Below are 18900 nucleotides of genomic sequence, written 5' to 3'. Positions count from 1 at the left end.
CGCCTACACCGCTTTCGAAACCAGACCCTGGGCTGCGTCGCGCGCACGCGCCTCCGCCGATCGCTGCTCGGGCGGCCCCCAGCCGCCGCCGCCGGAGGAGCGGACCTCAAGGCAGTCGCCGGGGCGCAGCTCGATGCCGACCTCCTTTGTCTTCAGCACGCGCGGCGCGCGGCCCTCCGACAACAGGCGATAGTAATGCGGCTCGCCGTCCTTGCCGCCGAGCATGCCGCAGGGGCCGTGGCGCGCGCCGTCGCCGGCGGTGTTGCCCTTGGCGGGCCTTTGCGTCTCCAGCACCATGTCCAGAGCGACGCCGAGACCGCCGCGATGCTTGCCGTCGCCGCCGGAATCCGGGCGGAACTCGTGCCGGCGGAAATGCAGGGGGAAGCGCACCTCGGCGACCTCGATGCTGCCGAACTTCAAGCCTCCGACAGTGTGCCATTCGCCGATCGACGAATAGCCGTCGCCGCCGATCGAGGCCCCGCCGCCGGGCCGCGCCTGAAACATGTGCCAGATGAAGTTTCGTCCGTTGCGCGGATCCTCGCCCTGGATCGCGATGCGGAAGCGGCGGCCCCAGCCGCCCATCACACGGTCCGGACAGGATGCCGACATCGCCTTGATGATAGCCTCGACGATCTCGTTCGAAGGATGGCTGGTGCACAGCGTGACGGGACGGCCGGGATCGGCCCAGACGATGGTGCCCTGCCTGGCCACCACCTTCAGCGGCCGCAGCGCGCCGGTGTTCTTTGGGATGTCGGCATCGATCAGATAGGCAAAGGCCATCGCGACCGCGGCCTGCATATTGGCGTGCGACGAATTGACAAAGCTGGTCGACTGCGGATCGGAGCCGGTGAGATCGACCTCGATATCGCTGCCCTTTTTCGTCACCTTGGCCGCGATCTTGATGTCAGTGCGGCCGTGGCCGTCGTCGTCCAGGAAAGCTTCGCCGTAGAACACGCCGTCCTTCCAGCTCGCGACGACGGCGCGGGTCTGCTGCTCGGTGGCATCGAGGATCGCCTCGATCGCGGCCTCGACAACCTCGGCACCGAACTCGCTGAACAGCTTCGACACCCGGCGCTCGCCGAGATGCGCGGCACCCAGCATCGCGGCGAGATCGCCACGGAATTCTCTGCGATTGCGGATGTTCAGCGCCAGCAGGTCGAGCAGATCCTCGCGCGGCTTGCCAGCTTCATAGAGCTTGATCGGCGGAATGCGGATGCCTTCCTGGTAGATCTCTGTCGCGCCGGGATTGTAGGCGCCATGGGTGGCACCGCCGATATCGCTTTGATGGGCGCGCACGATGGTCCAGAGCAGCCGCTTGCCGCCGTCGAACACCGGCACGAAGGCGGTGAGATCGGGCAGATGGCTGCCGCCCTGATAGGGATCGTTGAGCAGGATGACGTCGCCCGGTGCGACATCCTTGAACCGCTCCTCGACCGCCAGCGTTGCCCAGGGCAAGGCGCCGACATGGACCGGGATGTGGTCAGCCTGCGCGATCAACCGGCCACGCGTGTCGCAGATCGCCAGCGAGAAATCACGGCTGGAATTGAGGATCTGCGAATAGGAGGTGCGAAGCATGGCTTCGCCCATTTCCCTCACGATCGAAGACAGGCGATGCTGAACGACGGAGCGGGTGATCGGATCGATCTTGGCGGGCGCGGTCACGTGACTTCCGAAGGCGGTGGAACGAACCGCTATCTTATCGCCACCGTCGCCGAGGTATAGACCCAAAACAGCACGGTCCCGATGAGCAGCGCGGCTGCCATGTACAGGAGCATCGCGGGCAGTCCGTACAGCGCCGCGACGCCGGCGGTGCTCGACTGCATCAGCGCAGCTCCAAGGAAGAAGGCGAGGTTGACGGCCGACAGTGCCTTGCCGGTGTTCTGGGGATCGACGAGCTGCCGCGTCATGCCGTAGAGCAGCGGCTGCGCCGAGGTGACAAAGCCGATCAGGATCAGCAGCACCAAGTCATATTCCGACGGCATCGCGGCGACGCCGAACAGGTTCGAGATCGGAAAATGCGGGGCGCCCGCGGCCATCAGTACGAACAGCAGCGCTGCCAGCGCATGGCTGGCGCCGACCACGGCGCGGCGGTGCCCAAACTTGCGATCGAACACGCCGATACAAATCGGCCCGACCGTCATTGCCAGCGTGAACAGGCCGAGCACATTGCCGGCCTCGATGCGGCTCAGGCCCTTCACATCCATCAGCCACGGTCCGCCCCACAGCGCACGCAGGGCCAGCACGACGCCGAGCGAGACCAGCGACAACGCGATCACTCCGCGCAAGCCGCGCGAGACGCCGAGCCGCAACACCTCGGCCATCTGATACAGCGGCGAGGAATCGTCGGCATGCGCGGCGGGCTGCTGCGGCACCAGCGCGAAGACCGCGATCAGCGCGGCGATGCCGAGACCGGCCGAACCAAAGAATCCGGCCCGCCAGCCGAACTGGTCGACGACGAAGGCAAGCGGACTCGACGACAGCAGCATGCCGGTGTTGCCGATCGAGAGGATCAGCCCCGACCACAGTCCGAACTTCGCCGCCGACATCTGCTTGGCCGCAAGCGTCATCGGGCACATCAGCATGCCCGAGGTGGCGACGCCGAGCAGCAGCTGCCCGAGCACAAACGTTGATGGCCCGACGGCAAGTGCCGACACCAGCGCGCCGACGATCGTTCCGATCAGAAGGCTGATCGACACTGGACGTACGCCGAAGCGGTCCATGGCGGCACCGACCGGAACCTGCGAGGCCGCAAAGGAAAAATGATAGATCGAGGTAAGGCTCGCCAGCACCTGCGGCGAGCTGCCGAAATCGGACGCCATCAGGTCGAGGCTGATCCCCGGAATCGTCCGCAGCAGGGTCGACAGCATATGGCCCGAGGCCAATGCCAGAAGTGCAAGAACCAGTGCGCGGAAACCGATCCCCGCCTCTTCCGTTGCCGCCGCGCCGTCCACGATTCGTCCAATCCCCAAACGTCTGGGGAGGGCGTAACATTATTGGGCAGCGGGTGCCAACCTTCGAGGCACAGTGACTTCAGTTCAGCCTATCGGGCGCACCTCGCCTCTCCCGCTTGCGGAGGAGGTCGGATCGCCTCGCCAGATGATATCCGGGTGGGGGCTGCCTCCATTACGGGATTGTCACTCGCGGTGAGCCCCCACCCCAGCCCTCCCCCGCAAGCGGGAGAGGGAGTGCACCTTCCACCTGGTTACTGCTTGTGGAACACCAACGTCCGCAGCTCGATGCTCTCGCGCGGCGGCGCGTCGGCCGGCGTGGTCGGATCGACGAACGCGGTGTGCGGCCCAAAGCGGGTGCGGCCGTCGGTCGCCGAGTCGTAGCATTTGAGCAGGATCGCCTCATTCGGCGTCATCTCGGGGATGTAGAACCAGCGGTGGTTCGGATTGTACTTGACCGAGTAAGTTTCGCCGCTGCGGTTCGGATAGATCAGGTCGGAGGCGACGAGATCCTCGGGCGCAACCGTCGTGCCGTCAGCCATCGCGAGCGGTGAATCGCGCAACGGTCCGCGGATCGGACGCCACAGATTGATCACCTGCACGCGGCCCTTCACCAGTTCTTCGGCCTCGTTGGGCAGGTGTTCGAACACGCGGTTGCGGCCGGACACGGCGGTCTGGTCGACGTGGACGCGGGTCGCGGGCTGACGGGGTCCGGCGCCGCGGACATCGGCTGCGCCCTCCACGCGCTTGCGCACGGTGTGGTCGAAGATGAGGACACGGTCCGCCTTCAGCGTCGCCTTCAGGAACGCCTCGACGGCGGGGTAGTAGACGTTGCGGACCTCGTTGTCGTCGTAGAAGTTCTTGACGACGGTCGGATGCTTGACCAGCGCAAATCCCTCACGGTCGAGCGAGAAACTGTTGGCGATCAGGCGTCCGTCGAAGATCGGGACGTTGTGGGGCTCAGGCAGCGCGGTGGATTTTGGTTCGCCGGGCGGCGGATCGAAGGCGTAGGTCCGCGGCTTGCCCGGCGTCGGCGCGAGATAGTTGAGTTCAGCGGTCACGAACGGCAGCGACTCGATCTGAGTTTGTTGAAGGCCCATGGTGATCTCCCGGACTCGATTGTTCGTTTGTTTGATTTTGGCGTTGCGAGGAGGACCGGCAAGGCCGCGGCGAAAATAGCAACGTTGCTATTCCGAACTGTGAGGCATAGGGAAAATCCTTGTCGGCGCCTGACGCCGGACGAACGGATATTCCTGGGATCACGGTTTCGTTGGCTTAGCGGCACGTCGCCTTGAAGCGTGTTGTTCGCGGCTTCACTTCACCCCACGAGCGAGAACCTGAACCCGCGGCTCACCTTCACCTCCCCTTGCCTTGCGCTGATCGTCACGGTTCATCCGGCCCGTGAGACCTTGTTGGCGCTGGTTTCGGCTTGATACGGTGCTATCCGGGATCATGCCCACGGAGACAACAAGGAGAACAACAATGAACCTATCGATGAAGGACCGCGTCGCCGTCGTGACCGGCGGCAGCAAGGGCATCGGGATCGCGGTGGCGCGGCGGTTTGCCGAATCCGGCGCCAGGGTGGCGATCCTCGCCCGCGGCGCGGCCGACCTCGCAACCGCGCGCGAGACGCTGGCCAAGGACAGGCTTGTGGTGCGCGATTACGTCTGCGACGTCTCGAAGCCTGCCGACATTAGCAAGGCCCATGAGCGGATCGTCGCCGATCTCGGCGGGATCGACGTGCTGGTCAACAACGCCGGGACGGCGCGCACCATGGCCTTCGAGAGCATCAGCGACGAGGCCTGGCAGGAAGACCTCGACCTGAAGCTGTTTGCGGCGATCCGCTTCAGCCGGCTGGTGTGGCCGGGGATGAAACAGCGCAAATGGGGCCGCATCATCAACGTGCTCAACACTTTTGCCAAGGCGCCGGCGGGCCACTCCGCGCCGACTTCGGTGTCGCGCGCCGCCGGCATGGCACTGACCAAGGTCATGGCCAATGAAGGCGGCGAGCACAATATCCTGGTGAACGCGCTGCTGGTCGGCCTGATCATGAGCGATCAGTGGGTCAAGCGCCACGCCGCCCAAGCGCCGACCACGGATTTCGAGGAGTTCGCGAAGGGCCTTGCCAGGGGCACGCCGCTCGGCCGCATCGGCACGGCGGAGGAGTTCGCCAACCTCGCCTGCTTCCTCGCGTCCGAGCAGGGCTCCTACATCACCGGCACCGCGATCAATGTCGACGGCGGCCGATCGCCGGTGGTCTAGGGCGCCGATCCCGATTCAGTCAGGACCGGCGCTCCAGGTTGTGCTTTGGCGCGCTTTCTTCACGCGAACCGGTGTCCGCTTCGCTCGAAAACGCTCTGGCGGGCAGGCAACCGACGGCTCAAAAAGCAAAAGGCCTCCGTCACCGGAGGCCTTCTATTCTTAAACCGCGTCCTTGGCGGCCTTGACCGGCCGTGCGCGGACGATCTTCCGGGCCGGCTTGGCCTTGAACATCATCTCTTCGCCCGTGAAGGGGTTGGTGCCCTTGCGCGCCTTGGTCGCAGGCTTCTTGACCACGACGAACTTCGCGAAGCCGGGGACGAGGAACACCCCGTTCTTCTTCAGCTCCTTGTGGCCGACATCGACGAGCGTGTCCAACACGTTCTTGACATCGCGCTTGGAGAGTTCGGTGGTGGTCGCGATCTTCTCGATCACTTGCGACTTCGACAATTGGGTAGCCATGGTTGCTCCATTGATTCTGGAGTGGGCACGATATGGCGGAAAATGCCGAAAAAGACAGGGTTTTCTGCACTCCCCCCAGCAATATCGCTGTGGACAGCCTCCGAATCAGCGATTTTTTCGGGGTTTTTCCAAGTCAAGGCGCTTCAGACCCCTGAAAAAACAGGGTTTGCGCGCATCGCGACACGCGCAAAACCGGCCCCCTGAGAGAATCACCGCGCACGATTGATGCCATCGACGCGCGGCGTGACGCAGGGCAAATGCCAGTTGCGGATCGCCGTAGCGTGCGACTTCAGGTTTTGGAAATGATCCTCCAAAAGGCCGAGGCTTTAGAAAATGACTTGCGTTCCCTTTCCATCGTAACATCGGCGAAAGCCCGCCGTGACCAGATGGCAGGCGATCCGATGTAGCCTTTATGTAAGCCTTGGAGACCCGCGTATGGACTTGACCCGTCTCGAGATCAACCGCCGCATGGCCCTTTTGACCTCGGCCGCCATCGCGGCCAACGTCATCAATCCGGTGCGGGCCTTTGCTCAGGAGACCCCGCGCAAGGGCGGCGTGTTCAACGTCCATTACGGTGCCGAGCAGCGCCAGCTCAACCCGAGCATCCAGGCTTCGACCGGCGTCTACATCATCGGCGGCAAGATCCAGGAGAATCTGGTCGACCTCGATGCCAACGGCCAGCCGGTCGGTGTGCTCGCCGAGAGCTGGGAGGCGACGCCGGACGGCAAGACCATCACCTTCAAGCTGCGCAAAGGCGTCACCTGGCACGACGGCAAGCCGTTCACCTCGGCCGACGTCGAATTCACCGCCATGAACATGTGGAAGAAGATCCTCAACTACGGATCGACGCTGCAGCTGTTCCTCACCGCGGTCGACACGCCCGATCCGCAGACCGCGATCTTCCGCTACGAGCGGCCGATGCCGCTGAACCTGCTGCTCCGGGCTCTGCCCGACCTCGGCTACGTCTCCGCCAAGCATCTCTATGAGAGCGGCGACATCAGGCAGAACCCGGTCAATCTGGCGCCGGTCGGCACCGGCCCGTTCAAATTCGTCAAATACGAGCGCGGCCAGTACATCATCGCCGACCGCAATCCGGATTACTGGCGACCCAACGCCCCCTATCTCGACCGCATCGTCTGGAAGGTGATCACCGACCGCGCTGCCGCAGCCGCGCAGATGGAGGCCGGCGAGCTGCAGTACAGCCCGTTCTCCGGGCTGACGATCTCCGACATGGCGCGGCTCGGCAAGGACAAGCGCTTCATTGTCACCACCAAGGGAAATGAGGGCAACGCCCGCACCAACACCATCGAGTTCAACTTCCGCCGCAAGGAGCTGTCCGACATCCGCGTCCGCCGCGCCATCGCGCACGCGATCAACGTACCGTTCTTCATCGAGAACTTCCTCGGCGATTTCGCCAAGCTCGGCACCGGGCCGATCCCCTCGACCTCGACCGACTTCTATCCTGGCCCCAACACGCCGCAATACCCCTACGACAAGGCCAAGGCGATCGCGCTGCTCGACGAGGCCGGTTACAAGGCGACCGGGGGCAATCGCTTCTCGCTGAAGCTCTTGCCGGCGCCGTGGGGCGAGGACATCTCGCTGTGGTCGACCTTCGTGCAGCAGTCGCTCTCCGAGGTCGGCATCCAGGTCGACATCGTGCGCAATGACGGCGCCGGCTTCCTCAAGCAGGTCTATGGCGACCACGCCTTCGATCTCGCCACCGGCTGGCACCAGTACCGCAACGACCCCGCGGTCTCGACCACAGTCTGGTACCGCTCCGGCCAGCCCAAGGGCGCACCGTGGACCAACCAGTGGGGCTGGGAGAACAAGACGGTCGACACCACCATCGACAACGCCTTGACCGAGCTCGATCCGGCCAAGCGCAAGGCGCTCTATGCCGAGTTCGTCAAGGAGGTGAACACCGAGCTGCCGGTCTGGATGCCGATCGAGCAGATCTTCGTCACCGTCATCACGGCGAAAGCACGCAACCACTCCAACACGCCGCGCTGGGGTTCGACGAGCTGGTACGATCTTTGGCTTTCGACCTGAGGGTTCACCCCTCATCGCGAGGAGCGCGAAGCGCGTCTCCGGACGATCCTCGGATCGCCAGGCGAACCATGAGGCGCGGCAAGCGGCCTCATCCTTCGAGATGCTTGCTGCGCAAACTCCTCAGGATGAGGAGTTGGCCGGCGCGGACTAGTCGGCTGAAATCAGTTTCTTGACGAATAGATCGAAATGGCGCGACGAAAATCGTCGCGCTCTAACCCCTTATCAGCCACAATAAGGCATGCGTATCCTGAGCCTCGCGGGGCGGCGACTTGCCGCCTCGATACCGACCCTGTTCCTGATCCTGATCGGCGTGTTCCTGCTGCTGCAGCTCGCGCCGGGCGACACCGTCGACGCGCTGATGGCGCAGATGGGCAGCGGCGACGCCGCGACCGCGGAGGCGCTGCGCAAGTTCTACGGCCTCGACGTCTCGGTCCCGGTGCAGCTTGCGCAATATCTCTGGCGGTTGGTGCGGCTCGATCTCGGCTTCTCCTCGATCTACGGCAAGCCGGTGGCGACCGTGATCCTGGAGCGGCTCCCGCCGACCATCCTTTTGATGACCGCGTCGCTGTCGTTCGCGTTCTTCTTCGGCCTGGTGTTCGGCGTGATCGCGGCGCGCGGCGTCAACCGCTGGCCTGATACGCTGATCTCGACACTGGGCCTGATCTTCTACGCCACGCCCTCCTTCTGGTTCGGCCTGATGGCAATCGTGGTGTTCTCGGTTTACCTGCAATGGCTGCCGCCGGGCGGTTTCGAGGACATCGGCACCGTGCAGACCGGGATCTGGCACCTGCTCGACATCGCCGCTCATCTCGTGCTGCCGACGCTGACGCTCGGGCTGATCTTCCTCGCGGTGTATCTGCGCATCATGCGCGCCTCGATGCTGGAGGTGCTGAACCTCGATTTCGTCCGCACCGCGCGCGCCAAGGGGCTGGACGAAACCCATGTCATCACCCGCCACGTGCTGCGCAACGCGCTGCTGCCGATGGTGACGCTGATCGGGCTGCAGGCCGGCACCATGCTGGGCGGCTCGGTGGTGGTGGAAAGCGTGTTCTCGCTGCCCGGTCTCGGACGCCTCGCCTATGAGTCGGTCGTGCAGCGCGACCTCAACACCCTGCTCGGCATCGTGTTCGTCTCCGCCCTGCTCGTCATCTCCGTGAACTTCATCGTCGACCTGCTCTACGCGCGGCTCGATCCGCGCATCGCGGCGGAGGGCTAGCGATGGACGCCGTGAAACGCTACTTCCGCAGCCCCGCCGCCGTCGTCGGCCTGATCCTGCTCCTGCTCGTCATCGCGATGGCGATCAGCGCGGGTTGGCTCTATCCGCGCGATCCGCTGGCGCTCGCCGGGCGCCCACTGATCTGGCCGTTCTCCAACCCGCGCTTCCCGCTCGGCACCGACAATTCCGGGCGCGACATCGCCGCGCAGATCTTCCATGGCGCGCGGATCTCGCTTCTAATCGGCGGGGTCGCCACCGTGATCGCGATCCTGATCGGCATCCTGGTCGGCGCCTTCGCGGGTTACTACGGCGGCTGGGTCGACAATGTGCTGATGCGGATCACCGAAGCGTTCCAGACATTGCCGAATTTCGTGCTGCTCCTGGTGCTGGTCGCCGTGTTCGGCTCGACGCTGACGACGGTGACGATCGCGGTCGGCGTGGTCTCGTGGCCCGCGCCGGCACGCCTGACCCGCGCCGAGTTCCTGTCGCTGCGCAATCGCGAATTCGTGCAGGCCGGCAAGACGCTTGGCATGCGGGACATCCAGCTCATCCTCGGCGAAATCCTGCCCAACGCGCTGCCGCCGGTGATCGTCTATGCCAGCGTGGTGATGGCGGTCGCGATCCTGCTGGAAAGCGCGCTCGCTTTCCTGCGGCTGTCCGACCCCAACGTGGCCTCCTGGGGCAATCTGATCGGGCTCGGCCGCGACGTGCTGCGGGTGCAGTGGTACGTCTCGGCGATCCCCGGCATTGCGATCCTCGTCACCGTGCTCGCGGTCTCGCTGGTCGGCCAGGGCCTCAACGACGCGTTCAATCCGAGGTTGAAGAGCCGATGAGCGACGCCGTTCTTTCGCTCGACGGGCTGACGGTCCGCCTGCCGAAAGGCGCGGACCGGACGTATGCGCTCGCCGATGTCTCGCTCTCGATCGCCTCCAACGAGATCCTCTGCGTGGTCGGAGAATCCGGCTCCGGCAAGTCGATGATGGCCAACTCCATCATGCGGTTGTTGCCGAACGAGGTGACCATCGAGCGGGGCCGGATGATGTTCGACGGCCGCGATCTCTGCGCGGCAAGCCCTGCCGAGATGCGCGACGTGCGCGGCGCCGGGATCGCGATGATATTCCAGGAGCCGATGACGGCGCTCAATCCGCTGCGCACCATCGGCGACCAGATCGGCGAGATGTTCTCGATCCACTCCCGCCTGTCGAAGGCCGAGATCAATGCGCGGGTGCTGGCGCTGCTCGACGACGTCCGCATTCCCGATCCCGAGGCCGCCACGAAGGCCTATCCGCACGAGCTCTCGGGCGGACAGCGCCAGCGCGCCATGATCGCGATGGCGCTCGCGCTCGACCCGAAGCTCCTGATCGCAGACGAGCCGACCACGGCGCTCGACGTCACCACGCAGGCGCAGATCCTGAAGCTGATCCGCGACCTGCAGCAGCGCAAGAAGACCGCGGTGCTGTTTATCACCCATGATTTCGGCGTGGTCGCCGAGATCGCCGATCGCGTGGTGGTGATGCAGCACGGCGCGATCGTCGAACAGGGTACGGCCGACGGGGTGCTGAGCGATCCGCAGCATGCCTATACCAGGCAGCTGATCGCCGCCGTGCCGCCGCTCAAGGCGCCGCCGCCACGTATCCTCTCGGGCAAGGACGTCCTGACCATTGATCGCGTCTCCAAGACCTACCGCACCGGCGGCTTCCTCGGCCGCGGTGCGCGGGTGACGGAAGCGGTGAAGAACGTCTCGCTGCATTTGCCGCGCGGTGCGACGCTCGGCATCGTCGGCGAATCCGGCTCGGGCAAATCGACGCTGGCCCGCTGCATCGTGCGGCTGATCGATCCCGACACCGGATCAATCCTGCTCGACGGCAAGGATTGGGCGAAACTCAGACACGACGAGGTCCGCCGCGAGACCCGCCACATCCAGATGGTGTTTCAGGATCCCTTCGCCTCGCTCAACCCGCGCCGCAAAGCGGCCGAGCTGGTCGCGCAGGGACCGATCGTGCATGGCGCGGATCCGGCCGTGGCAATCGCGGAAGCCAAGACGCTGTTCGAGCTGGTCGGCCTCGACCCATCCGCCAGCGATCGCTTCCCCCATGAATTCTCCGGCGGCCAGCGTCAGCGCATCGGACTGGCGCGCGCGCTTGCGCTGAAGCCGGATGTGCTGGTCGCCGACGAGCCGGTGTCGGCGCTCGACGTCTCGGTGCAGGCGCAAGTCCTTAAATTGCTCGCCGGGCTGCGCCAGCAGCTCGGGCTTTCCATCATCTTCATCACGCACGATCTGCGCGTCGCGGCGCAGATCTGCGATCTCGTTGCCGTGATGAAGGATGGCGCCGTGGTCGAGCAAGGACCGACCGCCGAGGTGTTCGGCAATCCGCAGGCCCCCTACACGCAGGCGCTGCTATCAGCGATCCCAGGCGGCGCGTTCGCTCGCGAGCACGACACGGCAGTCGTGTAGCCAGACACCCGCGGTCCGCGGGAGCTCTCTACTCGGCCGCTTCCGGCGCGCGCTCCTCGCGCAGCCGGAAACGCTTCAGCAGTCCGGACACCGTGTCGCGGAAGCCGCCATATTCCAGCTCGGAATAGGGCAGCATCGCGGCACCAGACCAACCCTGGCTGCGCATCTCGATTGCCTTGCGTTGGGCGCGCTGGCGGACCTCGTCCCACGCCGGGTTGTCAAAGAAGTCGGTATAGGACTCCGAAAACTTCCCTTCCCTGTCGATCGAAAAGCCGACGCAGGAAACGATCGGCAGGCAGTACATCCCCGTCACCGGCGTGTTGAGAGGCACAGGCATGAGCGGCATCACATGCGAGCCGCGCGCATCGCCACCCACGAAGTGCGCCTTGGCGAACGGCGAGATGATTTCTTCAGGCGCCGCGAAAATCCCCTGGTTCCTGACGATCGCGACCGGATCATCCTTGCCGGTATACTTGCCCGCGATCGCGTGAAGGCGCTGCGCTGAAACGGCCACGGCGACCTCGCCATAGGTTTTCGAGACGATGCGATCGATGCCGAAGCGTTCGTTGTCGCGAAGCAGCGCGGCAATGTGGTAACCGTCCGCGGGCGCGTCGAGTTCGATCACACTGTCGCCGGCCGTGTTGTCCATGTCGATGATATGGAAACGGAACCCCTTGATCATCGGGGGCAGCATCAGCCCCGCGCAATACATGGGATCGGCAAAGGCCAGATAGAGCGGCAGGTTGTAGGCACCGGGACCGCATTTGTCGGCAGCGAACACCATGAAGGACTCCGCAGGTCTTGCGCCCGCGAGGCTGTGGTCGAAGCTGAGTTCGGCGACGGCCGGGCCGGCGCCGCGCACGTTTCCGGAAGGGGCGTCGACGAGAAGATCCTGGCCGGCGCCGTAGAGCCCGGAGGTCTTCGCAACCGCAGTGGCCGCGAGAAACGTCTTCCAGGCGAATTGATGGACTTCGGAGCTCCCTTCGCCCCGCGTGTGCGTCATGATGATCGCAATGTCGTCGCCGGTATGGCGAACGAAACTGTCGATCAAGAGACCATTGTCGATCGCATTTGCGACCTCCCCCTCGACAGCCGCCATCATGCGCGCAGATGGTTTCGTATGTCCCCCAACGGAGCCAATGTCAGCCTTGATGACCGAAATGGTGAGTCTCATGAGCATCCCTCCGACCACAGCTCAGCGCCTTCGCCTCGGCGCTCGCTGCGCCGGGGGCGACGGCGCTGCCTATTCGAGAAAGAACCTATACTGTTACGATAAGTTCCACTCTGGATTATGGCCCGTCTGGAATCCGTGTCGATACGCGCCAACGACGCATTTGGAATAATCGGTCATGCTCGATGGGGTTACCACCTCCCGCGCTATGACGCGCGGGTGAGAAAGATCGGCAACCCCCGCTTGTTGGAATAGAGAGGACGGTAGCGTTCCTTATTGTACGAGCTGGCCACATCCAGTTTGCGCGGTCCGAGCTTGGCGTCGGGGATGGGGACGAGGTCGTAGCGGCCCTCGACCAGCGCCGACATCAGGCCGGACTTGCCTTCCAGGATGGCATCGTAGGCCATGTTGCCAAACGTCAGCGCCACAAGCTTGTCGATGAAGTCCGGATCGCCCGATCGCAGGTCGTAGGTGAGGTCAGAGACGATGGTCTCCTCGCCGGTGCGCCGCTTGATCTCGTCGGCGAACGCTTCAGCTACGCTCGCCTTCCTGCGGTGACCGTAGGCGTCAGGCTCGCCGTATTCCTGCACCTTGTAGTCCTCCCACTCGGCTCCCTCACTGAGCACGATCAGCGCGTAGTTGCTCGGATTGGCGTGCTTGTCCTCGAGGAGAAGCCGGATCAGTTTGTCGAGACTGACCTTGTACTCCGGTATGGCGCATCGGATCGAGGTCGCGTATGCGGTGTAGAGTGCCGTAAATCCGGCATCGCGACCAAAGATGCGGAAAATGCCAATTCGCTCGTGCGAGCCAACGGTGGTGCGTTGCCGCTGGATGGCATCGCTCGCTCGCGTGATCGCGGTCGAGAAACCGATGCAGTATTCGGTGTTGCGGACGTCGTTATCCATCGTCTTGGGAATGGCAATGATCTTGACGCCGAGTCCATTGAGCTTGTCCGCATAGCTGAGCGTATCATCTCCGCCGATGGCGATCAGATGTTCGATGCCGAGCCCCGTGAGGTTTGCCAGCACCTGGCCGGTGAGGTCCCACGTCCTGGTCGCGATACCCCCCTTGGTGCTCTGGGAAACCGGAAAGCCCTCGCCCGCGAGATGATCAGGCAACTTCTTCATTTTGGAGGGATTGGTGCGGCTCGAGTGCAGCACGGTGCCGCCGCGCCGGTCGATGACGCGCGTGTTTTCGCGGTTCAGCGGGATCACGTAGTGGGACTTGCTCGCGGGGTCGTCGAGGTTCAGGTGGGTAAGGGCTTCCCAACCACGGCGGAGACCGACGACCTCAATGTCGTCCTCACTGCCGCGATAAGTCACGCTCTTGATCACTGCGTTGAGGCCGGGGACGTCGCCGCCGCCCGTGAGAATACCAATGCGCTTCCTCGCCATGCCCTCCTCCCAGGATCGGTATGTGGCAATAACGCCTGCGTCAGGTCGTGGTTTCCATGAGATTGTCCACCAGCGGCGGAATCCTCGTGAACGCAGCGCTCGGCCGCACCTGATTGGCCTCCATTCTTCGGAGCGCGACGTTGTCTGACCAGTCTCCAACTCGGGCGGCCGGCCCTCCATTCTCTACATCACATCTCCCGCGCGTCGCGGCGGCGATAGACCAAGAGCATCAGCGGCGCGAGCTTGCGCATCAGGCCGTGCGCCGGGATCGTCACCGGCTCGGTGAAGGGCAGCGCGAGCTCGCCGTCGGGCACGCCCTGCACCGCCTTCGCCAGCTCCCGGCCGAGCGGCATCGTCAGCGCAACGGCGCGGCCGTTGCAGCCGGTCCAGCCAAAGGCATTGGGCCCAAGCCGGTGGATGCGCGGCAGGAAGTCGGAGGTCATGCCGACATAACCGTTCCAGACGTAGTCGAACGAAACGTCGCCGATCTGCGGCCACAGCCGCTGCAGCCGCTCCGTCACCCGCGCCTTCAGCCGCGCGGCCTTGTCGCCTGGACCGATCACCGCGCCGCCGGTGACGAGGCGGTTGCGGGCGTCGTAGCGCGCGAAATAGAGCTCGCCATGGGTGTCCGACATCGCAAGCCGGCCAGGGATAATGATCTTGCGGACATTGTCCGACAGCGGCTGGGTCGCCATCTGCCAGGACAGCACCGGCATCACCTCATGGGCGATCTGCGGCACTAGCGATGTCGAAAACTCGCCGCTATAGGCGTTGGTCGCGACCACCAGCGCACGGCCGGAGATTTCGCCCCTCTCCGTCTTCACCACCCATCGGTCGCCGCGTCGCTCGAAACTTGTCGCCGGCGAACGGGCGTAGATGCGCGCGCCGAGACCGAGCACGGTGCGCGCCAGGCCCCGCGCCAGCGCCAGCGGATTGATGTGGCCGCCGGTCCTGTTCCAGAACCCGCCGTACCAGGCATCCGACCCGAGCATGTCCCGGACCTGGTCGCGTGACAGCAATTCGACCGGCGCACCGAATTTCGACCATTGCCGGACGCGCCGCTCCGCGATCTTGATCCGGCCCGGCGAATGCACCGGCTGCACCCAGCCGGCCTGCTCGTGCTCGGCCTCGATATTGTAGCGCCTGACGATGTCGAACAGCGTTGCGGCGCTGTCGCGCAGCATCGCGACGAAGCGCTCGCCGGCCGCGCCATGCCTGGCGACGATATCCTCGGGATCGGGACGCGACAACGTCGGGATCACCTGCCCGTTGTTGCGGCCCGAGGCACCCCAGCCCGGCTCGGCGGCCTCGACGATCGCGACATCGACATTGGCCTCACGCAGATGCAGCGCCGTCGACAGGCCGGTGAAGCCGCCGCCGATGATGACCACATCGGCCTGCTGCGCGGCGGTCAATTCGGGACAATCAGGGCCGGACGGTGTCACCGCGGCCCAGAGCGAATTGGGCCAGCGTACGGCATTGCTGCTCATCATGATCCTTTCTTGCGGGCGCCCGATCGTTCTGGTTAGCTTTATTCCTTCATTCCAGCCGGGGAAAGACAAGAAGTGGCACTCAAGAACGTCATCGGAATCGATCACGCCGTGGTCATGGTGAAGGACCTCGACAAGGCCGCCGAGAACTACAAGCGGCTCGGCTTCACCGTGTCGCCGCGCGGCACCCACAGCGCGCATATGGGATCGGGCAACTACACCATCATGTTCGATCCCGACTACATGGAATTGCTCGGCGTGCTGACGCCGACAGAACATAATGCTCCGGCGCGTGCCTTCCTGGAGAAGCGCGGCGAAGGCATCGAGCGGATCGCGTTCACCGCGGTGGATTCGGCGGCCGGCGCCGAGGAAATCCGCGCCCGCGGCTATGCGCCGATCGGCCCGACCGATTTCGAGCGTCCGGTGACGCTGCCGAACGGCACGGTCTCCGCGGCAAAATTCCGCACCTTCCAATGGCCGACCGCGGAAGCGCCCGGCGGCGTCCGCATCTTTGCCTGCCAGCACAAGACGCGGGAGACAGTGTGGATCCCCGAGCTGATGACGCACGCCAATGGGGCAAAACGCCTCAGGCAGGTGCTGATCGTCTCGCCGGACCCGACAACCGAAGCGGCGCATCTGTCTGACATGATCGATGTCGCTGTGAGGAATGAGGCCGACGGCGCGATTGCGGTGCCCTCCGGCGGGGATCGCGCCGACTTCGTCTTCCTGACCAAGGACCAGCTCGGCAAGCGCTATCCCGGCGTCTCGCTGGATGGCCTCCCCGATCGCGGCGGCGCGGGCCTTGTGATCGCGGCCGACCTCGCGGCGACGAAAACGGCGCTGGGCGGGACTGGAGTGAGCAGCGGCAGCAGCATCTGCGTGCCGCCGGCTGCGGCCAACGGCACCCTGCTCGCCTTCGTCCAGGCATAGCCGGCCTGACTTGAACTACCTGCTCTCGCTGGTCGGCCTGCCGCCGCAGCTCTGGGTGTTCAACCCGACGACGGTGATCCCGTCGCTGGTGCTGGTCGAGACTTGGCAGTGGACGCCGCTGGTGATGCTGATCGTGCTCGGCGGCCTCGCCGCGATCCCGACCGAGCCTTACGAGAGCGCGCAGATCGACGGCGCCAGTTTCTGGCAGGTGTTCCGCTTCATCACCCTGCCCCTGATCATGCCGTTCCTGTTCATCGCCGGCATGATCCGCATGATCGATGCGGTAAAAAGCTTCGACATCATCTTCGCGATCACACAAGGCGGACCTGGCTCGGCGTCGGAGACCATCAACGTCTATCTCTACAGCGTCGCCTTCGTCTATTACGACCTCGGCTACGGCTCCGCCATCGCCGTGGTGTTCTTCCTCCTGATCGTCGCGTTGGCTGCCCTCCTGCTCTATTTGCGCAAGCGCATGCTGTGGACAGCAGAGCTTGGAGGCGGCGCATGAATCTGCGTCAGTTCCTCGGCCAGATCGGGCTGTGGCTGTCGGTGTTCGTCATCGTCTCGCCGGCGATCCTGTTCTTCCTCTGGATGGCCTCGCTGTCGCTGAAATTCGAGATCGACAACGCCCTACCCGTCGGTGTTCATCCTGGAGAATTTTGCCTGGAAGAACTATGCCGACGTGCTCGCCTCCAACCGTTCCCTGATCTACTTTGTCAACAGCCTGATCGTCACCGGCTCTGCGACCGGGCTCGCCATGCTGGTCGGCGTGCCCGCCGGTTACGGCATCGCACGGATGGCCGCGCATAAATCGGCGATCGTGATCCTGATCGCACGCATCACGCCCGGCCTGTCCTACCTGATCCCGCTGTTCCTGCTGTTCCAGTGGCTCGGCCTGCTCGGCACGCTGGTGCCACAGATCATCATCCATCTCGTGGTCACGGTGCCGATCGTGATCTGGATCATGATCGGCTATTTCGAGACCACGCCGCTGGAGCTCGAGGAAGCCGCGCTGATCGACGGCGCCACGCGCTGGCAGGTGTTCCGCCACGTCGCGCTGCCGATCGCCAAGCCGGGGCTCGCAGTCGCCTTCATCCTTGCCGTGATTTTCTCCTGGAACAACTTCGTGTTCGGCATCGTGCTGGCCGGGCGCGAGACACGCACGCTGCCGGTTGCGGTCTACAACATGATCTCGTTCGACCAGTTGAGCTGGGGCCCGCTCGCCGCGGCCGCGCTGATCGTGACGGCGCCGGTGCTGCTGCTCACCGTGATGGCGCAGCGGCAGATCGTCGCTGGGCTCACCGCAGGCGCGGTCAGGGGCGGCTAGTCGTCAAGCGCTTTCAGCATGGCGGCTGAATCGGCGACACAGCCGAAGATGCCACCTTAGGCCTTGATCATCTTGAGGCCTTCGGCCGCGATCGCCCCTCCGGGGCAGGACTCCTGTGCTTATCTGAAGAAATGCACCAGCCCAATGCTCAGGCCAAGCAGCAGCAGGAGCGACAGCGTGACGGCTGCCGTCACCCGGCCGCCAACGGTCGAGAGCACGCGCACGTCGACGCCGAGCCCGAGCGCGGCCATCGAGACGACGGTGAGGATCGCCGCGGTCTTCGTCACCGGCGCGATCACGATGTCGGGCACGAGCTGGAGCGAGCGCAGCGCGGCCAGCACCAGAAAGCCGATGATGAACCAGGGCACCAGCTTGAACGGGCTGATCGACACCGCCTTGTCGGCGTTCGCCTTGCGCCTGCGACGCCGCGCGACGAACAGCGAGAGGCCGACCACGATCGGGCCCAGCATCAAGACGCGCACCAGTTTCACCAGCGTGCCGAGCTGCGTGCTGACGATGCCGGCCGGAACGGTCGCCGCCAGCACCTGCGGCACGGCGTAGACGGTGAGCCCGGCGAGGATGCCGTATTGCGTGGCCGAGAGCTGCAGGAGCGGAATCAGCAGCGGCAGGCCCAGCACCATCAGCACACCGAGGATGGCGGTGAACGAGATCGAGGACGCGATATCGTCGCCGTCGGCCTCGATCACGGGGGCAACGGCCGCGATCGCGGAGTTGCCGCAGATCGAATTGCCGCAGGCGATCAGGACGGAGAGCTTTGCCTTGAGCCCGAGCATCCGGCTGAGGCTGTAGCTCACCGCCAGCATGATGACGACGGTCACCGCGATCGCGCCGATCAGGCGATAGCCCGACGCCACGATGGCCGCGAAGCTGATGGAGGCGCCAAGCAGCATCACGGCGACCTCGAGCAACTGCTTGGCGCTGAAGGCGATGCCGGAGCGCCAGCGCTCCGACGGCTGCCAGACGGTGCGCACCGCCATGCCCAGAAGGATCGCAACGACCAGGGCCTCGATATAGGGATGGTCGAAGATGCGCTCCTCGGCGGCCTGGACGCCGAGCGAGATGACCGTGATCACTCCGCAGAGGAGGATGCCTGGAATGAGGTGGAACGCCCGCTTGAGCGGGTCCTGCTTCTGCCCCTGATCGTTGGATGGTTCCGGCACGAAATCTCCTTTTCGGAG

General features: G+C 64.7%; 14 protein-coding genes and 2 pseudogenes. 8 read left to right on the top strand and 8 right to left on the bottom strand.

The annotated features are described in order from the left end of the window. Window positions 1-3: 3 nt before the first annotated feature. The 3 genes from MTX23_RS10775 to MTX23_RS10765 form a co-directional block, all read right to left on the bottom strand. Window positions 4-1662, bottom strand: coding sequence for a hydantoinase B/oxoprolinase family protein (locus MTX23_RS10775; protein WP_280976608.1), 1659 nt, complete (start codon window positions 1660-1662; stop codon window positions 4-6). Between the two features lie 29 nt (window positions 1663-1691). Continuing rightward, the gene (locus MTX23_RS10770) at window positions 1692-2951 is read right to left on the bottom strand and encodes an MFS transporter (protein WP_280976607.1); all 1260 of its coding nucleotides are present in this window, start codon (window positions 2949-2951) and stop codon (window positions 1692-1694) included. 251 nt (window positions 2952-3202) lie between these two features. Continuing rightward, window positions 3203-4048, bottom strand: a complete 846-nt coding sequence (locus tag MTX23_RS10765; RefSeq protein ID WP_280976605.1) for a CmcJ/NvfI family oxidoreductase — start codon at window positions 4046-4048, stop codon at window positions 3203-3205. Window positions 4049-4430: 382 nt separating this feature from the next. On the opposite strand from MTX23_RS10765, the gene MTX23_RS10760 reads away from it, so the two are divergent. Beyond that, complete coding sequence (locus MTX23_RS10760; protein WP_280976604.1) at window positions 4431-5210, top strand: SDR family oxidoreductase; 780 nt, start codon at window positions 4431-4433, stop codon at window positions 5208-5210. A 159-nt stretch (window positions 5211-5369) separates the two neighbouring features. Here the strand turns inward: MTX23_RS10760 and MTX23_RS10755 are convergent, their stop codons facing one another. Then, window positions 5370-5669, bottom strand: coding sequence for an HU family DNA-binding protein (locus tag MTX23_RS10755; protein ID WP_280976603.1), 300 nt, complete (start codon window positions 5667-5669; stop codon window positions 5370-5372). A 435-nt stretch (window positions 5670-6104) separates the two neighbouring features. On the opposite strand from MTX23_RS10755, the gene MTX23_RS10750 reads away from it, so the two are divergent. From MTX23_RS10750 to MTX23_RS10735, 4 genes are all read left to right on the top strand, one after another. After that, entirely contained in the window at window positions 6105-7718 is a 1614-nt protein-coding gene (locus tag MTX23_RS10750; protein WP_280976602.1) for an ABC transporter substrate-binding protein, read from the top strand. A 238-nt stretch (window positions 7719-7956) separates the two neighbouring features. Further along, window positions 7957-8934, top strand: coding sequence for an ABC transporter permease (locus tag MTX23_RS10745; protein ID WP_280976601.1), 978 nt, complete (start codon window positions 7957-7959; stop codon window positions 8932-8934). A 2-nt stretch (window positions 8935-8936) separates the two neighbouring features. Beyond that, window positions 8937-9767 (top strand): ABC transporter permease, encoded by an 831-nt coding sequence (locus MTX23_RS10740; RefSeq protein ID WP_280976600.1) that lies wholly within the window; start codon window positions 8937-8939, stop codon window positions 9765-9767. Continuing rightward, complete coding sequence (locus MTX23_RS10735) at window positions 9764-11389, top strand: ABC transporter ATP-binding protein (RefSeq protein WP_280976598.1); 1626 nt, start codon at window positions 9764-9766, stop codon at window positions 11387-11389. Before MTX23_RS10740 ends, MTX23_RS10735 begins: the two co-directional genes overlap by 4 nt. A gap of 28 nt (window positions 11390-11417) precedes the next feature. Here MTX23_RS10735 and MTX23_RS10730 read toward each other — a convergent pair whose 3' ends face one another. The 3 genes from MTX23_RS10730 to MTX23_RS10720 all read right to left on the bottom strand — a co-directional run bounded on the left by MTX23_RS10730 (window position 11418) and on the right by MTX23_RS10720 (window position 15444). Next, the gene (locus MTX23_RS10730; RefSeq protein ID WP_280976597.1) at window positions 11418-12563 is read right to left on the bottom strand and encodes a fructose 1,6-bisphosphatase; all 1146 of its coding nucleotides are present in this window, start codon (window positions 12561-12563) and stop codon (window positions 11418-11420) included. A 203-nt stretch (window positions 12564-12766) separates the two neighbouring features. Continuing rightward, window positions 12767-13954, bottom strand: a complete 1188-nt coding sequence (locus MTX23_RS10725) for a 6-phosphofructokinase (RefSeq protein ID WP_280976596.1) — start codon at window positions 13952-13954, stop codon at window positions 12767-12769. 188 nt (window positions 13955-14142) lie between these two features. Then, window positions 14143-15444: an FAD-dependent oxidoreductase gene (locus tag MTX23_RS10720; protein ID WP_280978039.1), complete on the bottom strand. Its 1302-nt coding sequence runs from the start codon at window positions 15442-15444 to the stop codon at window positions 14143-14145. Between the two features lie 75 nt (window positions 15445-15519). Here MTX23_RS10720 and MTX23_RS10715 point away from each other — a divergent pair, with 75 nt between their 5' ends. From MTX23_RS10715 to MTX23_RS10705, 3 genes and pseudogenes are all read left to right on the top strand, one after another. Next, on the top strand, window positions 15520-16374 hold the full coding sequence (locus MTX23_RS10715) for a VOC family protein (protein WP_280976595.1): 855 nt from the start codon (window positions 15520-15522) through the stop codon (window positions 16372-16374). Between the two features lie 10 nt (window positions 16375-16384). Continuing rightward, window positions 16385-16882, top strand: a pseudogene (locus MTX23_RS10710) (sugar ABC transporter permease); the annotation flags it as partial. Continuing rightward, a pseudogene (locus tag MTX23_RS10705) lies at window positions 16879-17701 on the top strand (carbohydrate ABC transporter permease). The pseudogenes MTX23_RS10710 and MTX23_RS10705, both read left to right, overlap by 4 nt. Window positions 17702-17820: 119 nt before the next feature. Here the strand turns inward: MTX23_RS10705 and MTX23_RS10700 are convergent. Continuing rightward, on the bottom strand, window positions 17821-18882 hold the full coding sequence (locus tag MTX23_RS10700; RefSeq protein WP_280976594.1) for a putative sulfate exporter family transporter: 1062 nt from the start codon (window positions 18880-18882) through the stop codon (window positions 17821-17823). Between the last annotated feature and the right edge of the window lie 18 nt (window positions 18883-18900).

The organism is Bradyrhizobium sp. ISRA436, from assembly GCF_029910015.1.
Lineage (GTDB): Bacteria > Pseudomonadota > Alphaproteobacteria > Rhizobiales > Xanthobacteraceae > Bradyrhizobium.
This window is presented reverse-complemented; position numbering and strand designations above follow the sequence as displayed.